The 22042-nt window shown below is 73.3% G+C and carries 16 protein-coding genes and 1 pseudogene; 13 read left to right on the top strand and 4 right to left on the bottom strand.

Annotated features, from left to right (window positions below; translation table 11 throughout):
- The first annotated feature begins 42 nt into the window (after window positions 1-42).
- Window positions 43-1290 (top strand): aminotransferase class I/II-fold pyridoxal phosphate-dependent enzyme, encoded by a 1248-nt coding sequence (locus tag ACWCPM_RS14575; RefSeq protein ID WP_450976496.1) that lies wholly within the window; start codon window positions 43-45, stop codon window positions 1288-1290.
- Entirely contained in the window at window positions 1287-2372 is a 1086-nt protein-coding gene (locus tag ACWCPM_RS14570; protein ID WP_450976495.1) for an MBL fold metallo-hydrolase, read from the top strand. Before ACWCPM_RS14575 ends, ACWCPM_RS14570 begins: the two co-directional genes overlap by 4 nt.
- A 237-nt stretch (window positions 2373-2609) precedes the next feature.
- Here ACWCPM_RS14570 and ACWCPM_RS14565 read toward each other — a convergent pair whose 3' ends face one another.
- Both ACWCPM_RS14565 and ACWCPM_RS14560 read right to left on the bottom strand, forming a co-directional pair.
- A complete protein-coding gene (locus ACWCPM_RS14565) occupies window positions 2610-3221 on the bottom strand; it encodes a DedA family protein (protein ID WP_450976494.1) in 612 nt (203 codons plus the stop codon).
- Window positions 3218-3991, bottom strand: a complete 774-nt coding sequence (locus ACWCPM_RS14560) for an MBL fold metallo-hydrolase (protein WP_450976493.1) — start codon at window positions 3989-3991, stop codon at window positions 3218-3220. The genes ACWCPM_RS14565 and ACWCPM_RS14560 overlap by 4 nt, the downstream gene beginning before the upstream one ends.
- An 82-nt stretch (window positions 3992-4073) precedes the next feature.
- Between ACWCPM_RS14560 and ACWCPM_RS14555 the strand changes: the two genes are divergently transcribed.
- The 7 genes and pseudogenes from ACWCPM_RS14555 to ACWCPM_RS14525 all read left to right on the top strand — a co-directional run bounded on the left by ACWCPM_RS14555 (window position 4074) and on the right by ACWCPM_RS14525 (window position 17062).
- On the top strand, window positions 4074-4475 hold the full coding sequence (locus tag ACWCPM_RS14555) for a hypothetical protein (protein WP_450976492.1): 402 nt from the start codon (window positions 4074-4076) through the stop codon (window positions 4473-4475).
- 126 nt (window positions 4476-4601) lie between these two features.
- Window positions 4602-6767: a phage holin family protein gene (locus ACWCPM_RS14550; RefSeq protein ID WP_450976491.1), complete on the top strand. Its 2166-nt coding sequence runs from the start codon at window positions 4602-4604 to the stop codon at window positions 6765-6767.
- A 102-nt stretch (window positions 6768-6869) separates the two neighbouring features.
- Window positions 6870-7514 (top strand): annotated as a pseudogene (locus ACWCPM_RS14545) (vWA domain-containing protein); the annotation flags it as partial.
- A gap of 74 nt (window positions 7515-7588) precedes the next feature.
- On the top strand, window positions 7589-8014 hold the full coding sequence (locus ACWCPM_RS14540) for an OsmC family protein (protein ID WP_450976490.1): 426 nt from the start codon (window positions 7589-7591) through the stop codon (window positions 8012-8014).
- A gap of 227 nt (window positions 8015-8241) precedes the next feature.
- Window positions 8242-10113, top strand: a complete 1872-nt coding sequence (dnaK, locus tag ACWCPM_RS14535; protein ID WP_450976489.1) for a molecular chaperone DnaK — start codon at window positions 8242-8244, stop codon at window positions 10111-10113.
- A 206-nt stretch (window positions 10114-10319) separates the two neighbouring features.
- Window positions 10320-14603 carry a HAMP domain-containing protein gene (locus ACWCPM_RS14530; protein ID WP_450976488.1) on the top strand — a complete coding sequence of 1428 codons (4284 nt, stop codon included), beginning with the start codon at window positions 10320-10322 and terminating at the stop codon, window positions 14601-14603.
- A gap of 41 nt (window positions 14604-14644) precedes the next feature.
- Window positions 14645-17062 (top strand): SpoIIE family protein phosphatase, encoded by a 2418-nt coding sequence (locus tag ACWCPM_RS14525; protein WP_450976487.1) that lies wholly within the window; start codon window positions 14645-14647, stop codon window positions 17060-17062.
- Window positions 17063-17071: 9 nt separating this feature from the next.
- Here ACWCPM_RS14525 and ACWCPM_RS14520 read toward each other — a convergent pair whose 3' ends face one another.
- On the bottom strand, window positions 17072-17986 hold the full coding sequence (locus ACWCPM_RS14520) for a helix-turn-helix domain-containing protein (RefSeq protein ID WP_450976486.1): 915 nt from the start codon (window positions 17984-17986) through the stop codon (window positions 17072-17074).
- Between the two features lie 255 nt (window positions 17987-18241).
- Between ACWCPM_RS14520 and ACWCPM_RS14515 the strand changes: the two genes are divergently transcribed.
- The 4 genes from ACWCPM_RS14515 to ACWCPM_RS14500 all read left to right on the top strand — a co-directional run bounded on the left by ACWCPM_RS14515 (window position 18242) and on the right by ACWCPM_RS14500 (window position 21117).
- Window positions 18242-18547: a 4a-hydroxytetrahydrobiopterin dehydratase gene (locus tag ACWCPM_RS14515; RefSeq protein WP_450976485.1), complete on the top strand. Its 306-nt coding sequence runs from the start codon at window positions 18242-18244 to the stop codon at window positions 18545-18547.
- 7 nt (window positions 18548-18554) lie between these two features.
- Window positions 18555-19298 carry a class I SAM-dependent methyltransferase gene (locus ACWCPM_RS14510; RefSeq protein ID WP_450976484.1) on the top strand — a complete coding sequence of 248 codons (744 nt, stop codon included), beginning with the start codon at window positions 18555-18557 and terminating at the stop codon, window positions 19296-19298.
- Between the two features lie 148 nt (window positions 19299-19446).
- Window positions 19447-20340 (top strand): class I SAM-dependent methyltransferase, encoded by an 894-nt coding sequence (locus ACWCPM_RS14505; protein ID WP_450976483.1) that lies wholly within the window; start codon window positions 19447-19449, stop codon window positions 20338-20340.
- A gap of 75 nt (window positions 20341-20415) precedes the next feature.
- Window positions 20416-21117: an SDR family oxidoreductase gene (locus ACWCPM_RS14500; protein WP_450976482.1), complete on the top strand. Its 702-nt coding sequence runs from the start codon at window positions 20416-20418 to the stop codon at window positions 21115-21117.
- 78 nt (window positions 21118-21195) lie between these two features.
- Here the strand turns inward: ACWCPM_RS14500 and ACWCPM_RS14495 are convergent, their stop codons facing one another.
- A complete protein-coding gene (locus ACWCPM_RS14495) occupies window positions 21196-22032 on the bottom strand; it encodes an aldo/keto reductase (RefSeq protein ID WP_450976481.1) in 837 nt (278 codons plus the stop codon).
- Between the last annotated feature and the right edge of the window lie 10 nt (window positions 22033-22042).

Here is a 22042-nt window from a genome sequence, read left to right as displayed (position 1 = left end):
GGACGGCACCGGTACGGCACCAGGGACTGCGCGGAGGTATGCATGCGGCCGAGGGAACCGGAAGGCCACGGGCCCGTCCGCTACGGGCCGCACTTCCCCGACGACGGGCTGCCCGTGCTCCCGGAGCTGTCCGCCGTGGTCGCCGCCGCGGCGGGCCGGGGCGCGGGAGAGCCGGTGGGCGGCGGCGGCACCCTGCTGGACGCCGCGTGCGGCTACTGGGAGCGGAGAGGACTCGCCACCCGACCGGACCGCGCCGTGGCCGCCCCGGGCGCGCCGTCGCTGCTGCTGGCGCTGACCGCGGCGCTCGGTGGGGACGTGCTGGTGCCCCGGCCCTGCGCCGCCTGGTGGGCGCCGTACGCCCGACTGCTGGGCCGGCCGGTGTTCCATGTGCCGACGCCCGCCGAGTGCGGGGGCGTACCCGATCCGTACGCCCTGCTGGAGACCGTGCGCCGGGTGCGGGCCGAGGGCGGGGACCCGAGGCTGCTGGTGCTGTCCGTGGCCGACGACCCGACGGCCACCGTGGCACCACCCGAACTGCTGCACGAGACCGTCGAGGCCGCCACCGGCGAGGGGCTGCACCTGGTCAGCGACGAGACCTGGCGGGACACGCTGCACGCCCCGCACGCCACGGTGCTCCTCAGCCCGGCGGAGATGCTGCCCGGCCAGGTCACCGTCGTCACCGACCTGGCCGGTTCCCTGCTGCCGGCCGGCTGGCCCGCCGCCGTGGCCCGGTTCCCCGAGGGCGACATCGGCGACGGGCTGCACGCGCGCGTGCTGGACGTGCTGACCGCGCTCGACGCGCGCATCGCGGGACCCGTCGCCGCCGCCGCGGGCTACGCGCTGGGCGAGCCCGAGCCGCTCGCCCGCCACGCGGACGCGGTCCTGCGCCTGCACGCGCGCGTGGCCGCGGCGGCGCACCGCACCGTGGTCGCCGCGGGCGCCCTCTCCTCGCCGCCGCAGGCGGGCCGGCACCTGTACGTCGACCTCGGGCCGCTGCGGTCCGGGCTCGCCGCTCACGACGTCGGGGACGCCCAGGAACTGGAGGACTTCCTCGCCGCCCGCCTCGGCATGCCCGCACCCGGCGGCCACCGCTTCGGGGACGACCTGGGCGCACTGCGCGTCCGCCTGTCCACGGGACCGCTGCTCGGCGGCACGGACGCCGAGCGGGCGGAATGCCTCACGTCCCCCGCGCCGTGGGAACTGCCCCACGTGGAAGGCGCGTTGGCCAAGCTCGGGTCGGTACTCGACGATCTCCGTGACGATGCTCGGCGAGGGGAGTCTCCCCGATGATGCAGCAGTACGAGTCGACCGCGAGCGCGCCCGGCCGGGAGGCCGGCGCCCCGGCGTCCACGACGGCGGCGGGTCCGGCGGTGCGGCCGCTCGCACCCCCGTTCCCGCCGCTCGCCGAACCCCGCCCGCCGGCCGAACGGCGCGTGTGGCCCCGTACCTTCCACGACCGGCTGACCGCCCCGCTGCCCGGCATCAAGGCCGTCGCCCGGCTCGCCCGCGAAGGCGCCGTACGGCCCGGCCGCGAGGGCCTCGCCGACATCCCCCGGCTGCCCTTCGCGCCCGGGCCGCTGCCCCGTGTCGACGTCCGCGCGCTCGCCGTCACCTGGGCGGGACACGCGAGTTGGGTGCTGCGCGTCGGAGGGCTCACCGTGCTCACCGACCCGGTCTGGTCGCGCCGCATCCTCGGCACCCCGGCGCGGATCACCCCGGTCGGGGTGGCCTGGAGCGATCTGCCCCGCGTCGACGCGGTGGTCATCAGCCACAACCACTACGACCACCTGGACGCGCCCACACTGCGCCGGCTCCCGCGGGACACGCCGGCGTTCGTGCCCGCCGGGCTGGGCGCCTGGTTCCAGCGCCGCCGCTTCACCCGCGTCACCGAGCTGGACTGGTGGGAGGCGGCCGAACTGGACGGTGTGCGCTTCGACTTCGTCCCCGCCCACCACTGGTCCAGGCGCACCTTGACCGACACCTGCCGCTCCCTGTGGGGCGGCTGGGTCCTCACCGACCCCGAGGGCCGGCGGGTCTACTTCGCGGGCGACACGGGTTACGGCCACTGGTTCTCGCGCATCGGCCGCCGCTACCCCGGCATCGACCTCGCGCTGATGCCGGTCGGCGCCTACGACCCGCGCTGGTGGCTCAGCGACGTGCACTGCGACCCGGAGGAGGCGGTACGGGCCGTGGCGGACCTGGGCGCACGACGGATGGCGCCGATGCACTGGGGGACGTTCGTACTGTCGGCGGAACCGGTCCTGGAACCCCTCACCCGCACCCGCGCGGCCTGGGAGCGATCGGGCCGCGACCCCGAGGACCTGTGGGACCTGCCGGTAGGCGCCTCAAGAGTGCTGCACGGCACCACGTGAACGGCGCGGGGCGGTGTCGGGCAGCGGCTCCACCGCGTGGGACCTGCCGTCGGCACCCGCGTGCTTGTCGGACGGCAGCTTGTGATTGGCGCGGGGCGGTGTCGGACGGCACCCCCTGGCCGGCGCGGCGACCAACGCCGCCAAGGGGCGCGGGGAACTGCGCGAACAGCCACCGACGACCCGCACCCGGCAGACAACCCGCACCCCACCCCCCACCCCCCGCCCCCCGACGGGTCGCTACCGCACCCGCCGCCACACCCCCGGCACCACACTGATGACCAGCGTCAGCGCCACCGCGGCGACCACGCCCTCCCACGGCTCCGGAAACAGCGACCCACCCAGAATCCCGATCAGCTGGTACGTCACCGCCCACGCCAGACAGGCGGGCAGATTCCCCCGCGCGAACCGCCGCAACGGCCACTCCGCCAGCAGACACGCCAGCATCACCGGCAGCCGGCCCGCCGGCACCAGCCGGGACAGCACCAGCACGGCGACCCCGTGCGAGGCGAGCTTCTCCTGCGCCTGCGCGAGCCGCTCCTCCGGCGCCCGCGCCCGGATCGCCTCCAGCCAGCGCGAACCGTTCTTCGAGCCGAGGCCGCGCCGCCCCAGCCAGTACAGCGTGACGTCCCCGAGGAACGCCGCCAGCGACGCCGTCACGAACAGCAGCGCCAGCGAGAACGGCGCCGTCTGGTGGAAGGCGACCACCGCCGCCGAACTCACCAGCGCCCCCGTCGGCACGACGGGTATCAGCGCCCCGGCGAGCACCAGCAGGAACAGCGTCGGACAGCCGACCGCCTGCTGGGTGGACTCGGTGGGTATCGGCGACGTGACGGCCGCGAGCCAGCTCATCGGACGATCTCCGGCCGCACGCTCTCCCCGTGCCCCAGCAGATGCACGGTCACCTTCGGCGCCCGGCGGGCCGCGAGGCGCAGGAACTCGTCGCCGGGCGCGTGGAACTCGTGCGGACGCACCGCGTCCATGCCGATCGGCCAGTACGTGCCGTAGTGCACCGGCACCGCGCTGCGCGGCGCGAGCCGGGCCAGCGCCTCGGCGGCCAGAGCGGGGTCCAGGTGCCCGTGCCCGAGATACGGGCCCCAGCCGCCGACCGGGAGCAGCGCCACGTCGACGGGGCCCACGTCCACCGTCATCGTGTCGAACAGCCCGGTGTCCCCGGCGAAGTAGGTGCGGGCCTCGCCCTCGACGACATAGCCGAGGGCGGGCACGCGCCGCGGGCCCACCGGCAGTCGGCGTCCGTCGTGCCGGGCGGGCACGGCGCGTACGGTCAGACCGGCCACCCGGGTGGTGTCCCCGGGGGCCATCTCCGTCAGGCGCAGATGGGTGAGCCGGCGCAGCGCCGGTACCGCCCGGGGCGCGCCCCGGGGCACGAGCAGGCGCGTGCCCGGTGCGAGCCGGGCCAGGGACGGCACATGCAGATGGTCGGCGTGCAGGTGGGACACGAGCGCGACATCGGCGCTCCAGGCGTCGGGCGGGGGTGTCGCGCCCCGGCGGCGGCGCAGGTGCGCGAGCCTGCGGGCGAACAGCGGATCGGTGAGCACACGGGTGTCCGAATCCGCGACCGTGCAGGTGGCATGCCCCCACCAGGTGATCTCCACCGGCACCGCTCTGCCTCCTTCGCGCGACTCCCCGAAGCCTACGGGCAGGAGTAGGGTCGGCGGCGAAACCCGGAGGTGAGGGGGCGCCATGGGAGCACCGCGCGTCACGGCGATCGCCAGTCTGACGCCGTTGGAGCAACTCGACGCGGACCCCTTTCTGGTCGACTCCCGCAGCCAGCACGCGATGTGCGCGCGGTGGGCGGCGGAGCACGGGTACGTCGTCGCCCGGCAACTGCTGGTCCGCGGGCTGCGCCCGGACCACTGCGCCCTGTGGGACGGCGTGCGGCCCGGACAGGACCTCTTCGTGGCGCCGAGCCTCCGGGTCCTGGAGTGCGCCCTGGCGAGCGTCGAGGAGTTCGCCGCGGAGTGCGCGCGGCGCGGGGTGCGGGTCGAGACGGTGGGGCGGGCCGAGCCGTCCTACGACGCCCAGATGAAGGCGCGGGTGCACCGGAGGCTGTCGATGCCGACGGCGGGCTACGACGGCGGCTGACGGGTCGTCGTACCGCTGTCGTAGCGCCGCCCCATCGCCCTCGCACCAGGGGAACGCATTGGTCCCGGCACGCGTTATGACAATCTGGACGCAGGCCCCCGCCGATGGCGGGCCGGGACGTGAGGTGTGCGGGGAGTGCTCGGAGGGCGTGGGCGGCGGGTCGCCAGCCAGGTGGGGCGCAGTGTCGCGGTGTGGGCCGTCAGCACGGTCACCATGCTCGTGCTCGCCGGGATCCTGCCCGACTTCCAGTTGCAGCACGCCGACGGCGACAGTGCCACCACCATCGCCGTGACCGCCGCGTTCGGCGCCGGAGCCTTCGGCCTGCTGTCCGCCCTGGTCTGGCCGTTGCTCGTACGACTCCTGCTGCTGGTGCCCGCGCTGGTGCTCGGGCTCCTGGTGTTCTTCCTCAACGGCGCGCTGCTGCTGCTGGCGCTGCGGCTGAACCCTGCCGAGGGCGGCGCCGCCGACCCGGAGACGGCGGTGGTCGTCGCCGCCGTGATGTCCGCCGTCGCCTCCGCCACCGGAGCCGCGCTCGCCGTCCGCGACGACGACGCCTACCGCCGCCGTCTGTACCGGCTCGCCGACCGCAGGCACCGCGCCCCGCCGCCCGGACCGGTCACCCCGGGCACCGTCTTCATCCAGTTCGACGGCGTCGGGCACGACGTGCTGACCGGTGCCGTGGGCAAGGGGCTCATGCCGACCGTCGCCCGCTGGCTCGGCTACGGCTCGGCCCACGGCCCCGGCGCCGCCACCCACCGCCTCACCCCCTGGCGCACCGACTGGTCCAGCCAGACCGGCGCCAGCCAGCTCGGCATCCTGCACGGCAGCACCTTCGACGTCCCCGCGTTCCGCTGGTACGAGAAGGACACCCAGGAGGTGATGGTCAGCAACCGGCCGACCAGCGCCGCCGAGCTCCAGCGCCGCGCCGTCGAGCGCACCGGTGACGGCGGCCTGCTCACCGTCGACGGCGCCAGCCGGGGCAACCTCTTCAGCGGCGGCGCCGACCAGCAGGCCCTCGTGCTGTCCATCGCCACCCGGCGGCGCAGCCGCGAGACCCGCTCCCGGGCCGGTTACTTCGCCTACTTCTCCGACCCCGCCAACGCCGTGCGCACGGCCCTGTCCTTCGTCGCCGAGACCTGCCGCGAGACGGCCCAGTCCATCCGGGCGCGGATGCGCGGGGACCGTCCGCGTGTCTCCCGCGGCGGCCTCTACCCCTTCGTCCGGGCCTTCGCGACCGTCGTCGAACGGGACGTCGTCGTCGCCGCGGTCATGGGCGACCTGCTCGCCGGGCGCACCGCCGTCTACGCCGACCTGGTCGCCTACGACGAGGTGGCACACCACTCCGGCCCGACGAGCCGGGACGCCGAGAAGGTCCTCGAACGCCTCGACCGGTCGCTCGCGCTGATCGAGAAGGTCGCCGAGCACGCCCCCCGCCCGTACCGGATCGTCGTCCTGTCCGACCACGGCCAGAGCCCCGGCGAGACCTTCCGCGCCCGCTACGGCCTCACCCTCGCCGACCTGGTCCGGGCGGGCTGCGGGCTGCCCGTGCCGCGCCGTGCCCGCCGCACCCGCAGCGGCACCGAGGCACGGGCCGCCGTCCGGGCCGCCCTGCACAGACCGGTCGAGGAGGAGTACGAGGGCCGCCCCGCACCCCGTTCGGAACCGGTCGTGCTGGCCTCCGGCAACCTCGGCCTGGTCTCCTTCCCCGACGTGCGCCACCGGATGAGCAGGGAGGAGATCGACGCCCGCCACCCGGCGCTGCTGCCGACCCTCGCCAACCATCCCGGCGTCGGCTTCCTGCTGGTGAGCAGCGAGGAGCACGGCGGCGTCGTGCTCGGCGCGAACGGCGCCGAGATACCCCTGGACGAACTCGAGGACGAACCGGAGGACGGGCCGGGCGCCGGCCGCCCCGGGCCGCTCGCCGGGTTCGGGCCCGGCGCGGCCGACGCCGTGCGCCGCACGCACTCCTTCCCGCACGCCGCCGACATCATGGTCAACTCCTTTCACGACCCGGCGGACGGAGAGGTCCTCGCCTTCGAGGAGCAGATCGGCTCGCACGGCGGGCTCGGCGGCTGCCAGGGCCGCCCCTTCCTGCTGTCCCCGCTCGACCTGTCCGCGCCGGTGGCCGACGGGGCCGCGCTGGTCGGCGCGGAGCAGGTCCACCACGTGCTGCGCCGCTGGCTGCGAGAGGGCAACGGGCCCCAGGTACCGCTGGACGACGCCTCGTCCACGGACCGCGGCGCCCCACCTTCGGCGGCGCCCGACCGGGCCGCGCGCGACAACGTCCCGTGAGTGAAATTCGGCTGCGCTCCGTCCGCGCCCCGCTCAGACTGGTCGCACCGTCCAGGACCGTCCGAGGAGCTCCCGCGTTGCAGGCCACCGTCACCCCCTCCTCGGCGCGGCCTCGCCGGCGGGCTCGACCTGCATGAGCGCCAGGAGCGCGGCTTCCTGCCCGGCGGTCTGGTCGAGGAGATCCGCGCCCTCAGCCATCCGCCGCTGCCGTGGGACGCGCGACTCGCCCGCTGGTTCGACGAGTTCGTGCCCCGCCCCGAACCGGTACGGTCCTACGCCCGGCCCGCGCGGCGCCAGGCGTCCACGCCCGACATCCCGCGCGCGGGCCGCCACTTCCCGCCCGAGGAGATCGCCCGCTGCACCTTCGGTGTCGTGCTCGACACCTCCGGCTCCATGGACCGGACGCTGCTCGGCAAGGCGCTGGGCGCCATCGCGTCGTACGCCGAGGCCCCTGACGTACCGGCGGCGCGCGTGGTGTTCTGCGACGCGGCGCCCCGTGACGCGGGCTATCTGCCGACCGCCGAGATCGCGGGACGGGTGAGGGTGCACGGGCGCGGCGGTACGGTGCTGCAACCGGGCATCGACCTGCTGCACCGGGCGGATGATTTCCCACCGGGCGCACCCGTCCTGGTGATCACCGACGGCTGGTGCGACGTGCTGCGGGTGCGGCGCGAGCACGCGTATCTGATTCCGCAGGGCGCCCGGCTGCCGTTCACCGCACGTGGTCCGGTGTTCCGCGTGCGATGAGCCGGAATGTGATCGGATAGGGGGTGAGAACCCCGGAAACGGGGTCGCATCGAGAGCATGCGAAAGGAACAACCGTGGCAACCACGCGCTCCGCACACACCGTCTGGGAAGGCAACCTGCTCGAGGGCAACGGCGTCGTCACCTTCGACTCCTCCGGCATCGGCCAGCAGCCGGTGTCGTGGCCGTCGCGCGCCGAGCAGGCGAACGGCAAGACCAGCCCCGAGGAACTGATCGCCGCCGCCCACTCCAGCTGCTTCTCCATGGCGCTGTCGCACGGCCTGGCCGGCGCCGGCACCCCGCCCACCAAGATCGTCACCTCGGCCGACGTGACGTTCCAGCCGGGTGAGGGCATCACCGGCATCGTCCTGACCGTCGAGGGCACCGTCCCCGGTCTGGACAACGACGCGTTCGTCGCCGCCGCCGAGGAGGCGAAGGTCAACTGCCCCGTGAGCCAGGCGCTGAAGGCCGTCCCGATCACCCTGTCGGCGAAGCTCGCCTGAGGCACGCGGTACCAGAGGCAGGCCGTCCCTCCGGGGGCGGCCTGACCCGTCGGAGGAGACCGCCGTGCCCCACCGGGGTGGCACGGAGCGCTTCGACTGAGCGAGCCCTGCCCGGGTATGTACCCCGATGGCCGCTGCACGCCTGCACGATCGAGGGCCCCATTGACAGGAGCCCACTCAAGTTTTGTGCTGGACTTCAAGGGGCGCCCTGGCGGAAGGGGACAGCGATGGCACGCGCGGTCGGAATCGATCTCGGGACCACGAACTCGGTGGTGGCCGTCCTGGAGGGCGGCGACCCCACGGTCGTCGCCAACGCGGAGGGGGCCAGGACCACACCGTCGGTCGTGGCCTTCGCCAAGAACGGCGAGGTGCTCGTCGGCGAGGTCGCCAAACGGCAGGCGGTGACGAACGTCGAGCGCACCGCGCGCTCCGTCAAGCGGTACATGGGGGACGCGCACTGGCGGTTCCCCGAGGAGGGCTCCGTCGACGGCACCCGCTACCGCGCCCAGGAGCTCTCCGCGCGGGTGCTGCAGAAGCTGAAGCGGGACGCGGAGGCGTATCTCGGCGAGGACGTCACGGACGCGGTGATCACCGTGCCCGCGTACTTCGACGACGCGCAGCGCCAGGCGACCAAGGAGGCCGGGGAGGTCGCGGGCCTGAAGGTGCTGCGGATCATCAACGAGCCGACGGCCGCCGCCCTCGCCTACGGCCTGGACCGGGGCGAGGAGCAGACCGTCCTCGTCTTCGACCTCGGCGGCGGCACCTTCGACGTCTCGCTCCTGGAGATCGGCGACGGCGTCATCGAGGTCAAGGCCACCAACGGCGACACCCATCTCGGCGGCGACGACTGGGACCAGCGGATCGTCGAGTACCTCGTCAAGCGCTTCAAGGGCCAGAACGGCATCGACCTCGGCAAGGACAAGATGGCGCTCCAGCGGCTGCGCGAGGGCGCCGAGAAGGCCAAGATCGAGCTGTCCAGCTCCTCGGAGACGACGATCAACCTGCCGTACGTCACCGCCTCCGCCGAAGGCCCGCTGCACCTCGACGAGAAGCTGACCCGCGCCCAGTTCCAGGAGCTCACGGCCGATCTCCTCGACCGCTGCAAGACCCCCTTCCACCAGGCGGTCAAGGACGCCGGCGTCAAACTCGCCGCGATCGACCACGTCATCCTCGTCGGCGGCTCCACCCGGATGCCGGCCGTCACCGACCTGGTCAAGGAGCTCACCGGCAAGGACCCGCACAAGGGTGTCAACCCGGACGAGGTGGTGGCCGTCGGCGCCGCCCTGCAGGCCGGTGTCATCCGCGGCGACGTCAAGGACGTGCTGCTCCTCGACGTCACCCCGCTGTCCCTGGGCATCGAGACCAAGGGCGGCATCATGACCACGCTCATCGAGCGCAACACGACGATCCCCACCCGGCGTTCGGAGATCTTCACGACCGCCACCGACAACCAGCCCTCGGTCGGCATCCAGGTCTACCAGGGCGAACGCGAGATCGCCGCCTACAACAAGAAGCTCGGCACGTTCGACCTCACCGGTCTGCCGCCCGCCCCGCGCGGCGTCCCGCAGATCGAGGTCGCCTTCGACATCGACGCCAACGGGATCATGCACGTCTCCGCCAAGGACCTGGCGACCGGACGTGAGCAGAAGATGACCGTCACGGGCGGCTCGGCGCTGCCCAAGGACGACATCGACCGGATGATGCGCGAGGCCGAGCAGTACGCCGAGGAGGACCGGAGCCGCCGGGAGGCCGCCGAGACCCGCAACCAGGCCGAGCAACTCGTCTACCAGACCGAGAGGTTCCTCCGCGACAACGAGGAGCGGGTCCCGGCCGAGACCCGGTCGGAGGTGGAATCGGCGATCACCGAACTGAAGGGGACGCTGGAGCGCGAGGCCGACACCGGCGAACTGCGCGCCGGTGTCGAGAAGCTCGCCGCGGTCAGCCAGAAGATGGGCCAGGCCATGTACGCGCAGGCCCGGCAGACGCCGCCCGAGGGCGCCGCCGGAGGCGACGGGGAGCGCGCCGCCCCGCAGGACGAGGACGTCGTCGACGCGGAGATCGTCGACGACGAGAGGGAGACGAAGGGCGGGGCGGCCTGACCGCCGGGCGGTGCCGCGCGGAATGTCCGTCCGGTGGCGCCGCCGGGGAGTGTCCATGGTCCTTTTCCGGCCGGGTGAGGCCGCGTATGTGCGCATGAGGGGAAGGGTTTGTGCGCACCCTGGAGACTGTTAGCCTGCGGCGTATTTCTCGTCGCGCGGATCCAGGAACGGCCGGCATTGCCCCTGGGAGGGAATCGAGGGTGCGCATGACCAGCAACACGAGTGAGGCCACCGAGTCGGTGCCGGGCGACCGGGAGCTCAGGCGGCTCCTGGCGGGCCTGACGGCGGTGCGGGACGGTGACTTCGGCACGCGGCTGCCCGAGGACGCCGACGGCCTCATGGGCGACATCGCCACCGTGTTCAACGGCATGGTGGACCAGTTGTCCTTGTTCACGTCCGAGGTCACCCGCGTCGCCCGGGAGGTGGGCACCGAGGGCACGCTCGGGGGCCAGGCGGAGGTGCCGGGGGTCTCCGGCACCTGGGCCGATCTGACCGACTCCGTCAACGCCATGGCGGGCAACCTCACCACCCAGGTCCGCGACATCGCCCAGGTCGCCACGGCGGTGGCCAAGGGCGACCTCTCCCAGAAGATCGACGTCCCCGCACGCGGCGAGATCCTGGAGCTGAAGGAGACCGTCAACACGATGGTCGACCAGCTCTCGGCCTTCGCCGGCGAGGTCACGCGCGTCGCCCGTGAGGTCGGCAGCGAGGGCCGGCTCGGCGGCCAGGCCAAGGTGCCCGGGGTCGCGGGGGTCTGGCGTGACCTGACCGACTCGGTCAATCTGATGGCGGGCAACCTGACCTCCCAGGTCCGCAATGTCGCCCAGGTGACGACGGCGGTGGCCAAGGGCGACCTCTCCCAGAAGATCACCGTGGACGCGCGGGGCGAGATCCTGGAGCTGAAGAACACCATCAACACGATGGTCGACCAGCTCTCCGCGTTCGCCGACGAGGTCACGCGGGTCGCCCGCGAGGTGGGCACGGAGGGCCGCCTCGGCGGTCAGGCGGACGTGAAGGGCGTCAAGGGCACCTGGCGGGACCTCACCGACTCGGTGAACTTCATGGCGGGCAACCTGACCTCCCAGGTCCGCAACGTCGCCCAGGTCGCCACGGCGGTGGCCAAGGGCGACCTCTCCCAGAAGATCACCGTGGACGCGCGGGGCGAGATCCTGGAGCTGAAGAACACCATCAACACGATGGTCGACCAGCTCTCCGCCTTCGCCGACGAGGTCACCCGCGTCGCCCGTGAGGTCGGCACCGAGGGGAGCCTGGGCGGCCAGGCCCATGTGCGGGGTGTGTCGGGCACCTGGAAGGACCTCACCGACAACGTCAACGTGATGGCCTCCAAGCTGACGAGCCAGGTCCGCTCCATCGCCCAGGTCGCCGCGGCGGTCGCGCGCGGCGACCTGTCGCAGAAGATCACCGTCGAGGCCAAGGGCGAGGTCGCCGCCCTCGCGGACGTCATCAACACGATGGTGGACACGCTCTCCGCGTTCGCCGACGAGGTCACGCGGGTCGCCCGCGAGGTCGGCACCGAGGGACGCCTCGGCGGCCAGGCCCAGGTGCCGAACGTGGCGGGCACCTGGAAGGACCTCACCGACAACGTCAACTCGATGGCCAACAACCTCACCGGCCAGGTCCGCAACATCGCCCTGGTCACGACGGCGGTGGCCAGGGGCGACCTGTCGAAGAAGATCGACGTCGACGCGCGCGGTGAGATCCTCGAACTGAAGACGACCATCAACACGATGGTCGACCAGCTCTCCGCGTTCGCCGACGAGGTCACGCGCGTCGCCCGTGAGGTCGGCACCGAGGGACGCCTCGGCGGCCAGGCCGAGGTGGAGGGCGTCTCCGGCACCTGGAAGCGGCTGACCGAGAACGTCAATGAGCTGGCCGGCAACCTGACCCGGCAGGTCCGCGCGATCGCGGAGGTGACCAGCGCGGTCGCCGAGGGCGACCTGACGCGGTCGATCACCGTGGAGGCGTCCGGCGAGGTCGCCGAGCTCAAGGACAACATCAACTCCATGGTGGGGTCCCTGCGCGAGACCACCTTGGCCAACCAGGAGCAGGACTGGCTCAAGACCAACCTGGCACGGATCGCCGGCCTGATGCAGGGCCACCGCGACCTGCCCGTCGTGGCCGAACTGATCATGGACGAGCTGGTGCCGCTGGTCTCCGCGCAGTACGGCGCCTTCTACCTCGCCGAGGACGGCGCCCAGGGCCCCGAGCTGCGGCTCGTCGGCTCCTACGGCCGCCCCGCGCAGGACACGCGGCCCGACCGCATCCCCTTCGGCCGCTCCCTGGTGGGCCAGGCCGCCCGCAGCCGCCGTACGATCTCGGTCGACCAGCTGCCGCCGGACTACGTGACCATCTCCTCCGGGCTCGGCCGGACGGTGCCGACCGCGCTGCTCCTGCTGCCGATCCTCTTCGAGGACCAGGTGCTCGGCGTCATCGAGCTGGCGTCCCTCACGTCCTTCACCCCGATCCACCGGGACCTGCTGGAACAGCTCCGGGAGACGATCGGCGTCAACGTCAACACCATCGTGGCCAACGCCCGCACCGACGAGCTGCTCGGCGAGTCGCAGCGTCTGACGGCGGAACTCCAGGTCCGCTCGGCGGAGTTGCAGGCGCAGCAGGAGGAGCTGCAGCGTTCCAACGCCGAACTGGAGGACAAGGCGTCCTTGCTGGCGGCGCAGAACCGCGACATCGAGGCGAAGAACCTCCAGATCGAGCAGGCCCGCCAGGAACTGGAGGCGCGGGCGCAGCAGTTGGCGCTGGCCTCGAAGTACAAGTCGGAGTTCCTGGCGAACATGAGCCATGAGCTGCGCACCCCGCTCAACAGCCTGCTCATCCTCGCCCAGTTGCTCGCCCAGAACCCCTCGCGCAACCTCACCCAGAAGCAGGTCGAGTACGCGGGCATCATCCACTCCGCCGGCTCCGACCTGCTCCAGCTCATCAACGACATCCTCGATCTGTCGAAGGTCGAGGCCGGGAAGATGGACGTCGCCCCGGAGCGGGTGTCGCTGCGCCAGCTCATCGAGTACGTCGAGGCCACCTTCCGGCCCATGACCACGCAGAAGGGCCTGGAGTTCACGGTGACCACCTCGCCGGGCGCGCCCGGCGACCTGCTCACCGACGACTCCCGGCTGCGTCAGGTGCTGCGCAACCTGCTGTCCAACGCGGTGAAGTTCACCGAGCAGGGCGGCGTCGAGCTGCTCATCGAGCCGGCTGCCGACGAGGAGGTGCCCGAGGGCGTCGTCAAGGGCGGTGCCGTGGTGGCGTTCCGGGTGAAGGACACCGGGATCGGGATCCAGGAGCAGCAACTGGAGTCCATCTTCGGCGCCTTCCAGCAGGCGGACGGCACCACCAGCCGCAAGTACGGCGGCACCGGCCTCGGTCTGTCCATCACGCGGGAGATCGCCCATCTGCTCGGCGGCGCGGTCACCGTGGACAGCACGCCCGGCCGGGGCAGCACCTTCACCCTCTTCCTCCCGGTGACCCGGCCCGACTTCGAGGCGCTGGCGGGCCGGTTCGCGGAGAAGCCGGCGGAACTGTCCGCCGCGCCGGCCACCGTCGGCGCCCCCGGGCCCGCCCCGCGTCCCGGCGCGGCCGGACGGGGCGCCCCGCGCCGGCGCCGGCTGCTCGTCGTGGAGGAGCGGCCCCGGGGTCTGCTGACCCTCGTCGCCGAGAGCGTCGTCGCGGACGCCGTACGGCACGGCGCGGACGAAGCGGTGCCGCGGCCCGAGGTGGAACTGATCACCGCGGTCGGCGCCCAGGAGGCGGCCGGAGCGCTGGCCGCGGAACCGTGCCACTGCGTGGTCCTCGACCTCGACATGCCGGACGACGAGGCCACCCGGTTCCTGGAGGCGCTCCAGGGGGACCCGGCGCTCGCCGACGTGCCGGTACTGGTGCACAGCGGTCACCGTCCGGACGTGGCGCGGGCGTGGGCACTGCGTTCCCACGCGGACGACGGGACACTGGAGTTCCTCTCCAGCCTCGACGAACTGCGCGAGCGCATCGCGCTGCACCTGTCCACCGAGGAGCCCGGCGAGGTCCTGACCCTGGTCAGGGCGGAGGAGCCGCAGAACCTCGCGTCCCACGTCGTCGACCGCTCCCTCGCCGGCCGCACGGTGCTCGTCGTCGACGACGACGCGCGCAACCTCTTCGCGCTCAGCGGCATCCTGGAGCTGCACGGCTTCCGGGTGCTGCACGCGGAGGACGGCCGCAAGGGCATCGAGACGCTCGTCGACAACCCGGACGTCGCCCTGGTGCTGATGGACGTGATGATGCCGGAGATGGACGGCTACGCCGCCACGGCCGAGATCCGCGGGATGCCCCGGTACGCGGACCTGCCCATCATCGCCGTCACCGCCAAGGCGATGCCCGGCGACCGGGAGAAGTCCCTGGCGTCGGGGGCGAGCGACTACGTGACCAAGCCTGTCGACACCCATGACCTGATCACCTGCGTACGACGCTGGCTGACCCCCTGAGCGCGCCGCACCCCGCCCCCGCACCCAGGAGCACGCACCTCGTGAGCACGCCCGACCAGTCCGACGACCAGCCCCGCGACCGCTCCGACGACCGGCCCTCCGTCCGGCCGCACGACACGTCGCTCGCTGAGCCCTCGCCCGTCGGCAGGCTCGCCGCGACGGTCGAGCGGCTGCGGCGCGAGGTGCGGGCGGCGCAGGCCGAGGCCGAAGGGCGGGCACTGGTCGAGCTCGCCAAGGGCATTCTGGTCGAGCGGCTCGGATGCGGACCGGCGCAGGCCGCCCGGCAGCTCGCGGAACTCACCGCGCAGGCCCGCGTGACCCCGCTGGAGTTCGCCGTCGAGGTCATCGACCAGGCCGCCGGCGACCGTATGTCGGACATCACGGACGCCCTCCTGGAGGCCGCCCACGGCACCGGAGCGGCCGGGCGCGACGCGGCAGCCGTACGCCTGCGCGCCGCCGAGAGCGGGGCGCTCGCCGCGTCCGACGCGCAGGCCGTCGCCGACTCGCTGCTGGAGCACGCGCTGCGTCCGCTGGGTGCGGTGGCCGTGGCCGTGTGGGCCGCGGGCTCCGACGGTTCCCTCACGCTGGCGGGCAGCGCGGGCTTCCTGCCGGCCGAGGCGTCCCGCTGGCGCTACGTGCCGCCGGACGTGGCCACCGTGGCGCGTCGCGGGCTCGTCGAGCGCAGCGGCCAGTGGTTCACGTCACCGGCCGGGACCTGGCTGCCCACGATCGGCCGGCACTCGTACCCGGACGGTGGCCGGGTGGCCGTGCCCGCCGGTACCGGAGGGCGCATCCACGGCGTCCTGGAGATCGCCTGGCCGGGGCCGCTGGAGCCGCAGCCGCCGCAGGTGGTCCGCCAGGTCGAGGCTCTCGCGGAGCTGTGCGCCCACACCCTGGAGACGTACCCGCCCCGCCCCGACGCCGTCCAGGGCACGCGGATGCTGCCGGACGTCGCGGAACTCATCGACCTCGCCGACGGGTTGCACGACCCCGCCCTGGTCCTCGTGCCGCACCTCGACGACTCCGGGCAGCTCGTCGACTTCCGGATCCAGCACGTCAACACCCGCTTCCTCGACCCGGCGGGCCGGCCCCGCGCGGTGGTGAGCGGCGCGCTGCTGCTGGAGGCGTACCCGATGACGGCCGGGGACGGCGAGCTGTTCCAGCGCGTCGAGCGGGTCCACGCCACCGGCGAGCCGTTCCGGGCGCGGCGCATGCAGCTGACCGCGCTGGTCGACGAGGTGCCGCTCTCCGCCGTGGCGGACATCAGCATCAGCCGGCACGCGGGCAGCGTGCTGCTGATCTGGCGCATCGAGGACGAGGCGGCACGGCTGGCGAGCCTGCTCCAGCACGCCCAGCGGCTCGGCCGTGTCGGCGGCTTCGAGGAGCACCTGCTGACCGGTCAGATCACCTGGAACAGCCAGATGTTCGACCTGTACGGCCGCTCCACCACGACCCCGCCGGTACCGCTGGAGGACCTTCCCGCCCACGCCCACCCCGACGACGCGGTGGCCATCCGACGGTTCCTGCGCACGCTCCTGCACCACCTTCGGCCCGCCACCGCCGCCTTCCGGCTGCGGCGGCCCGACGGGGTCGACCGCCATGTCCGGGTGGTCGCCGAGCCGGTCCTCGACACCGACGGCCGGCTGTTCGTCGTCCGCGGTGCCTGCCAGGACATCTCCGCCCAGCACTGGACGGAGGTGGCGCTTGCGGCCACCCGCGACCAGCTCGCCCACACCGAGCAGCAGGCCGCCGAACGCAACCGGCTCACGCTCCAGTTGCAGCACGCCATCATGCCCCCGGAGCAGGCCCCGCTGCAGATGCCCGGACTGGAGGTCGCGGTGCGCTACCGCCCCGCGGAGACCGAGCAACTGGTGGGCGGCGACTGGTACGACGCCGTGGTGCTGCCCTCGCGGCGGGTGCTGCTGTGCGTGGGAGACGTGGCCGGGCACGGCATACAGGCCGCGACGAGCATGGTCGTCCTGCGCAACGCGCTGCGGGGCCTCGCGGTGACCGGCGCCGGACCGGGACAGCTGCTGTCCTGGCTCAACATCGTGGCGCACCACCTCACCGGTTCCGTCACCGCGACCGCGGTGTGCGCCCTGTACGACCCCGGGCGGCGCACCCTGCGCTGGGCCAGGGCGGGGCATCTGCCGCCCGTGCTGGTGCGCGGTACGGAGGCCACGCCGCTGCCACTGGTCAAGGGCATCCTGCTGGGCGCCGTGCCGGAGGCGGTGTACGAGGAGGCCGAGGTGCAGCTCGCGGCCGAGGACACGCTGCTGATGTACACCGACGGTCTGGTCGAACGCCGGGACCGCTCCGTGGAGGAGTCGCTGACCCATCTGCTGACGGCGGCCCGCACGGCGCCGAGGACCCTGGACCAGCGACTCGACCGGTTGCTGACGTACAGCAGGTCGGACACCGACGACGACACCTGCCTGGTGGGAGTCCGCGTGGACTAGTGCGCGGGACTAGCGGGGGTCCCGGGGCGGTGGGGACGCCGGCGCCGGCGCGGGGCGGCAGAAGTCGCCCCGGCACTCCCGCAGCAGCTTCTTGGTGCGCTGCGCCGACGCGGCCTGCGCGCCCATGTGGTCGAGCACCTCCAGATGCGCGGAGACCTCGGCCCGCGAGTCGAGGTACAGCGCGCCGCTCAGGTACTCGGTGAAGACCATGTCCGGCAGTTCCGGTTCGCGGAAGCGGAACAGCGAGAAGGGGGCGTACGTCCCCGGATGCGGGCCGTCGGCGAACTCGGCGATCTGGAGGGTGATCCGGTCGCTCTCGGCGGCCTCCAGCAGCCGGTCCATCTGCTCGGCCATGACCTCACGGCGGGTGCTCACCGGACGGCGCAGGACCGTCTCGTCCATGACCACCCACAGATGGGGAGGGTCGGGGCGGCGCAGCAGCTCCTGCCGGGCCATGCGCAGCGAGACATGCCGTTCGACGGTCTCCTCGCCGCCGGACTGGCCGATGGTCCCGGCTTCCAGCACGGCACGGGCGTAGTCCTCGGTCTGGAGCAGACCGGGCACGAAGTGCGGCTCGTAGGAGCGGATCAGCCGGGCGGCGCCCTCCAGGCTGACGAACAGGCTGAACCAGTCGGGCAGCACGTCGCTGAAACGCTGCCACCAGCCGGGCCGGTTCGCCTCCTCGGCCAGCGTGACGAACGCCGTCACCTCGTCCTCGGGGACTCCGTACGCCGGCAGCAGGATCTGGAGGTACGGGATCCGCAGCGCGACCTCGGCCGTCTCCATCCGCCGCACCGTCGCCGGCGCCACCCGCAGGACGTGCGCGGCTTCCTCGCGTCGGAGCCCGGCCGCCTCACGCAACTCCTGCAGCCGCTTTCCCAGTACCACCTGGCCCACGGTGGGCGCGGCCCGCCGCTCACTCACGCCACGCCTCCCCTACGCGCCGAAAGGATGCCCGCAGTCTGTCACGTTCCGCTTACGGCCACACGGGTGCGGCGGTGCGGCATACGCCACTTCGCCGGCGCCGCTCCATGACCTCCGGGGTGATCGACCCGTTCGCCGCTCGCCCCCGCTTCCCCGAGCCCGGTGACGTCGACCGGGGCCGGACGGGCCAGGGCCGAGGCGTCCCGCCTGTGGGACGCTGAAGGGGTACGCGACGCCGATGGAGGGAGCCCGCTCATGCCCGTCGAAGCGCTGTCGCGCAAGGAGATCGAGGACCGGCTGGAGCACCTGCCCGGCTGGTCGTTCGACGGCGACCGGCTCACCCGCTCCTACCGGCTCGCCTCGCACTTCGCCGCGACGGCCCTGGTCGTGCATGTCGCGCAGGTCCAGGAGGAGCTCGACCACCACTCCGACCTGACCCTCGGCTATCGCTCCGTCGCCCTCACGGTGACCACGCACAGCGCGGGCGGCAAGGTCACCGCGCTGGACTTCGGGCTGGCGGAGCGGGTGGAGGCCCTCGCCCCGGCGCACGGCGCCGGCTGAGCGCACGGTGCTGGACTACACCGAGGAGGCGGCGTGCTACGACGTCTCCCGCGGCGGTGAGGCCAGGGCGGCGGCCGCCGCGGCGGGCGTGCTGCGTCTCGTGCCGCGGCGGACGCGCAGCCTGGTGGACGTGGGCTGCGGCACCGGCATCGTGACCCGGCGGTTCGCCACGGCCAGGGCCGGGCTGCGGGTGACGGGCGCCGACCTGACGCACGCCATGGCTCGGCTCGCCGCCGCCCGTCTTCCCGGTGCCGTCGTGCTCGCCGACTGCCGCCGACTCCCCTTCCGGGACGGGGAGTTCGACTCCGCCGCCAGTGTGTGGCTGCTGCACCTGCTGCGGCGGCCCGAGCATGTCCGGGCCGCCGTCGGGGAGTGCGCCCGGGTGCTGCGCCCCGGCGGCGTCTACGTCACGACGGTCGACAAGGCGGCGGCCCACAACGTGGGCAGTGACATCGATGCCGTCCTCGCCTCCCGCCCCCGCAGCCTCTTCCTCGACACCACCTCGGCCGTCGAGTCGTACGCCGCCGAGCACGGTCTGCTGCCCGCCGGGCTGACCCGCTTCCCGGGCCGGGGCCAGGGCCGCAGCCCCCGCCGCACCATCGCCGACCTGCGCCGCGGCTGGTTCGTCACGCTCCCTCCCGGCCACCCCCTCGCCGACGACTTCGCCACCCGCCTGGCCGCGCTGCCCGACCAGGACCGGCCCCGCCCGGACCCGTGGTTCACGCTCCGCGCGTTCCGCAAAGCCGGCTGAGCGGCGGCGGGAGCCCTCCGCCGCGCGCGGAGATCCGCACGCAGTGACTCTCCGTGCGGCCCCGCAGGTTTGCCGCTTCGGCAATGCCTCTTGCACCGTCGCCCGGTGCCGTCGCACGCTGGCGGCATCCGCAGGAGAGGCTGACCCCATGGCGCACGACCACCACACCGAGCACGAGCACGGGCACCACCACGACCACGGCGACGTCGACTGGACCGAGATGGCCGCCCTGCTGGAGGAGGGCGCGGAGGTGTTCTCGCCCCTGTACGAGCGGGCACTCGCCTGGCTGGCGCGGCAGCAGACCGACCCCGGCCTGGTGGTCGACGTGGGCAGCGGTCCCGGCGTCGTCTCCTGTCTGTTCGCCGAGACCTTCCCGGGCGCCCGGATCGTCGCCGTCGACGGCTCCGAGCCGCTGCTCGCCCGGGCCCGCGACCGCGCGGCGCGCCTCGGTGTCGCCGACCGGTTCGCGACCCTGGCCGGTGAGCTGCCCGGCGTGCTCGACGACCTCGACTACCCGGCCGACCTGATGTGGGCCAGCCGCAGCCTGCACCACCTCGGTGACCAGCGGGCCGCTCTGGCCGCCTTCGCCGGCCGGCTGGCGCCCGGCGGCACGCTGGCGATCGTGGAGGGCGGCCTGCCGACGCGGTTCCTGCCGCGCGACCTCGGCATCGGCCGTCCGGGGCTCCAGGCGCGGCTGAACGCGATCGAGGAGGAGTGGTTCGACGGGATGCGCGCGGGACTGCCCGGCACGGTCGCGGAGACGGAGGACTGGCCGGCGCTGCTGACCGCCGCGGGCCTGGTCCACGCCCGCAGCCGCAGCTTCCTGCTCGACCTGCCCGCGCCGGCCACCGAGCAGGCCCGCGCCTACGTCACCGCCACGCTCGCCCGCACCCGTGACGCGGTCGCCGAGCGCCTCGACGCCGTGGACCTCGCCACCCTCGACCGCCTCCTGGACCCCGACGACAAGGCGAGCATCCACCACCGCCCGGACTTCTTCCTGCTGACGGCGCACACCGTCCACACGGCGAGCCGGCCTCTGTAGCGCCATCGCCCCTTGCCCTGGAGCGCTCTCCAAGTGATGAACTCCCGGCACGCATCAGGAAGAAGGGGGTACGTCATGACCGAGTCCCAGGTCGCGCTCATCACCGGTGGGGGCAGCGGTATCGGTGCCGCGGTCGCGCGGCGGTTGCTGGACGGCGGGCACAGGGTGGCCGTCATGGGGCGCGGGGAAGGGCGGCTGCGCGCCTTCGCCGAGGAACTCGGCGGGCCCGATGGGCTGTTGACCCTCACCGGGAACGCCGCCGACCACGAGGACGTGCGGGCGGCGGTGGAGGCGACGCTCAAGGAGTTCGGGCGGCTCGACACCGTCGTCGCCAACGCGGGGTCCGCCACCCATGACACGGTGGCCGAGGGCGACCCGTCCGGGTGGTCCGAGATGGTGCTGACCAACGTGCTCGGACCGGCGCTGCTGATCCGTGCCTCGGTCGACGCGCTCAAGGAGACGCGGGGGCGGATCGTGCTCGTCGGCAGCGTCGCCGGGTTCGTGCCGACACCGGGCAATCTGTACGGGGCCACCAAGTGGGCGGTGACCGGGCTCGCCGAGAACACCCGGCGACAGGTCACCGCATGGGGGATAGGGGTCACGCTGATCGCGCCGGGACGGGTGGAGACGCCGTTCTGGGACAGCCACGGAAGCCTGCCGCCCGGGCGTCTGCTGACCGCCGACCAGATCGCCGACTCGGTCGTCTGGGCGCTCGGGCAGCCCGAGGGGGTCGACATCAACACCGTGGTCGTACGACCGCTCGGGCAGCCCAACTGACCTGACTGCGCCGAGCGCCCCGGGACCCTGAGGTTCCCGGGGCGCTCGGCGCACGGCGCGCGCGGCAGCTTGCGCGGCTCAGCCGGCGTCGAACGTGGCCGGGTCCGGGCCCAGCCGGCGGTCCTCGTCCAGCGCGCTGATCGCCGCCAGGTCCTCGGTGTCCAGGCTGAAGTCGAAGACGTCGAAGTTCTCCACGATCCGCGACGGCGTCACGGACTTGGGGATCACCACGTTGCCGAGCTGGAGGTGCCAGCGCAGCACGACCTGGGCGGGCGTGCGCTGGTGCTTGCGCGCGATGGCCACGATCGCCGGGACCTCCAGCAGGCCCTTGCCCGAGCCCAGCGGGGACCAGGCCTCGGTGGCGATGCCCCGCTCGGCGTGGAACTCCCGGGCGGCGTGCTGCTGGAGGTGCGGGTGCAGCTCGATCTGGTTGACGGCCGGGACCACCGTGGTCTCGCCGATCAGCCGCTCCAGGTGCTCCGGCAGGAAGTTGGAGACGCCGATCGCCTTGATCCGGCCGTCGGAGTGCAGCTTCTCGAACGCCTTGTAGGTGTCGACGAACAGGCCCTTCGCGGGGAGGGGCCAGTGGATCAGGTACAGATCCACGTAGTCCAGGCCGAGCTTGTCGAGGGAGGCGTCGAAGGCGCGCAGGGTGGAGTCGTACCCCTGGTCGCCGTTCCACAGCTTGGTGGTGACGAAGAGCTCTTCGCGAGGGATGCCGCAGGCGCGGACGGCCTTGCCGGTGCCCTCCTCGTTGCCGTAGATCGCCGCTGTGTCGATGCTGCGGTACCCGGCCTCAAGCGCCGTGGCCACCACGCGCTCCGCCTCGGCGTCCGGCACCTGCCAGACGCCGAAGCCCAGCTGGGGCATCGCGACACCGTTGTTGAGGATGATCGGGGGGACCTTGCTGCTCACGAGCTTTCGA

The organism is Streptomyces sp. NPDC002309, from assembly GCF_053593375.1.
This window is presented reverse-complemented; position numbering and strand designations above follow the sequence as displayed.

Excerpts from the sequence above, each read along its gene's own strand:
- ACWCPM_RS14575 (WP_450976496.1), top strand. The coding sequence starts at position 43 with ATGCGGCCGAGGGAACCGGAAGGCCACGGGCCCGTCCGCTACGGGCCG.
- ACWCPM_RS14570 (WP_450976495.1), top strand. The coding sequence starts at position 1,287 with ATGATGCAGCAGTACGAGTCGACCGCGAGCGCGCCCGGCCGGGAGGCC.
- ACWCPM_RS14565 (WP_450976494.1), bottom strand. The coding sequence starts at position 3,221 with ATGAGCTGGCTCGCGGCCGTCACGTCGCCGATACCCACCGAGTCCACC.
- ACWCPM_RS14555 (WP_450976492.1), top strand. The coding sequence starts at position 4,074 with ATGGGAGCACCGCGCGTCACGGCGATCGCCAGTCTGACGCCGTTGGAG.
- dnaK (WP_450976489.1), top strand. The coding sequence starts at position 8,242 with ATGGCACGCGCGGTCGGAATCGATCTCGGGACCACGAACTCGGTGGTG.
- ACWCPM_RS14530 (WP_450976488.1), top strand. The coding sequence starts at position 10,320 with ATGACCAGCAACACGAGTGAGGCCACCGAGTCGGTGCCGGGCGACCGG.
- ACWCPM_RS14515 (WP_450976485.1), top strand. The coding sequence starts at position 18,242 with ATGCCCGTCGAAGCGCTGTCGCGCAAGGAGATCGAGGACCGGCTGGAG.
- ACWCPM_RS14505 (WP_450976483.1), top strand. The coding sequence starts at position 19,447 with ATGGCGCACGACCACCACACCGAGCACGAGCACGGGCACCACCACGAC.
- ACWCPM_RS14500 (WP_450976482.1), top strand. The coding sequence starts at position 20,416 with ATGACCGAGTCCCAGGTCGCGCTCATCACCGGTGGGGGCAGCGGTATC.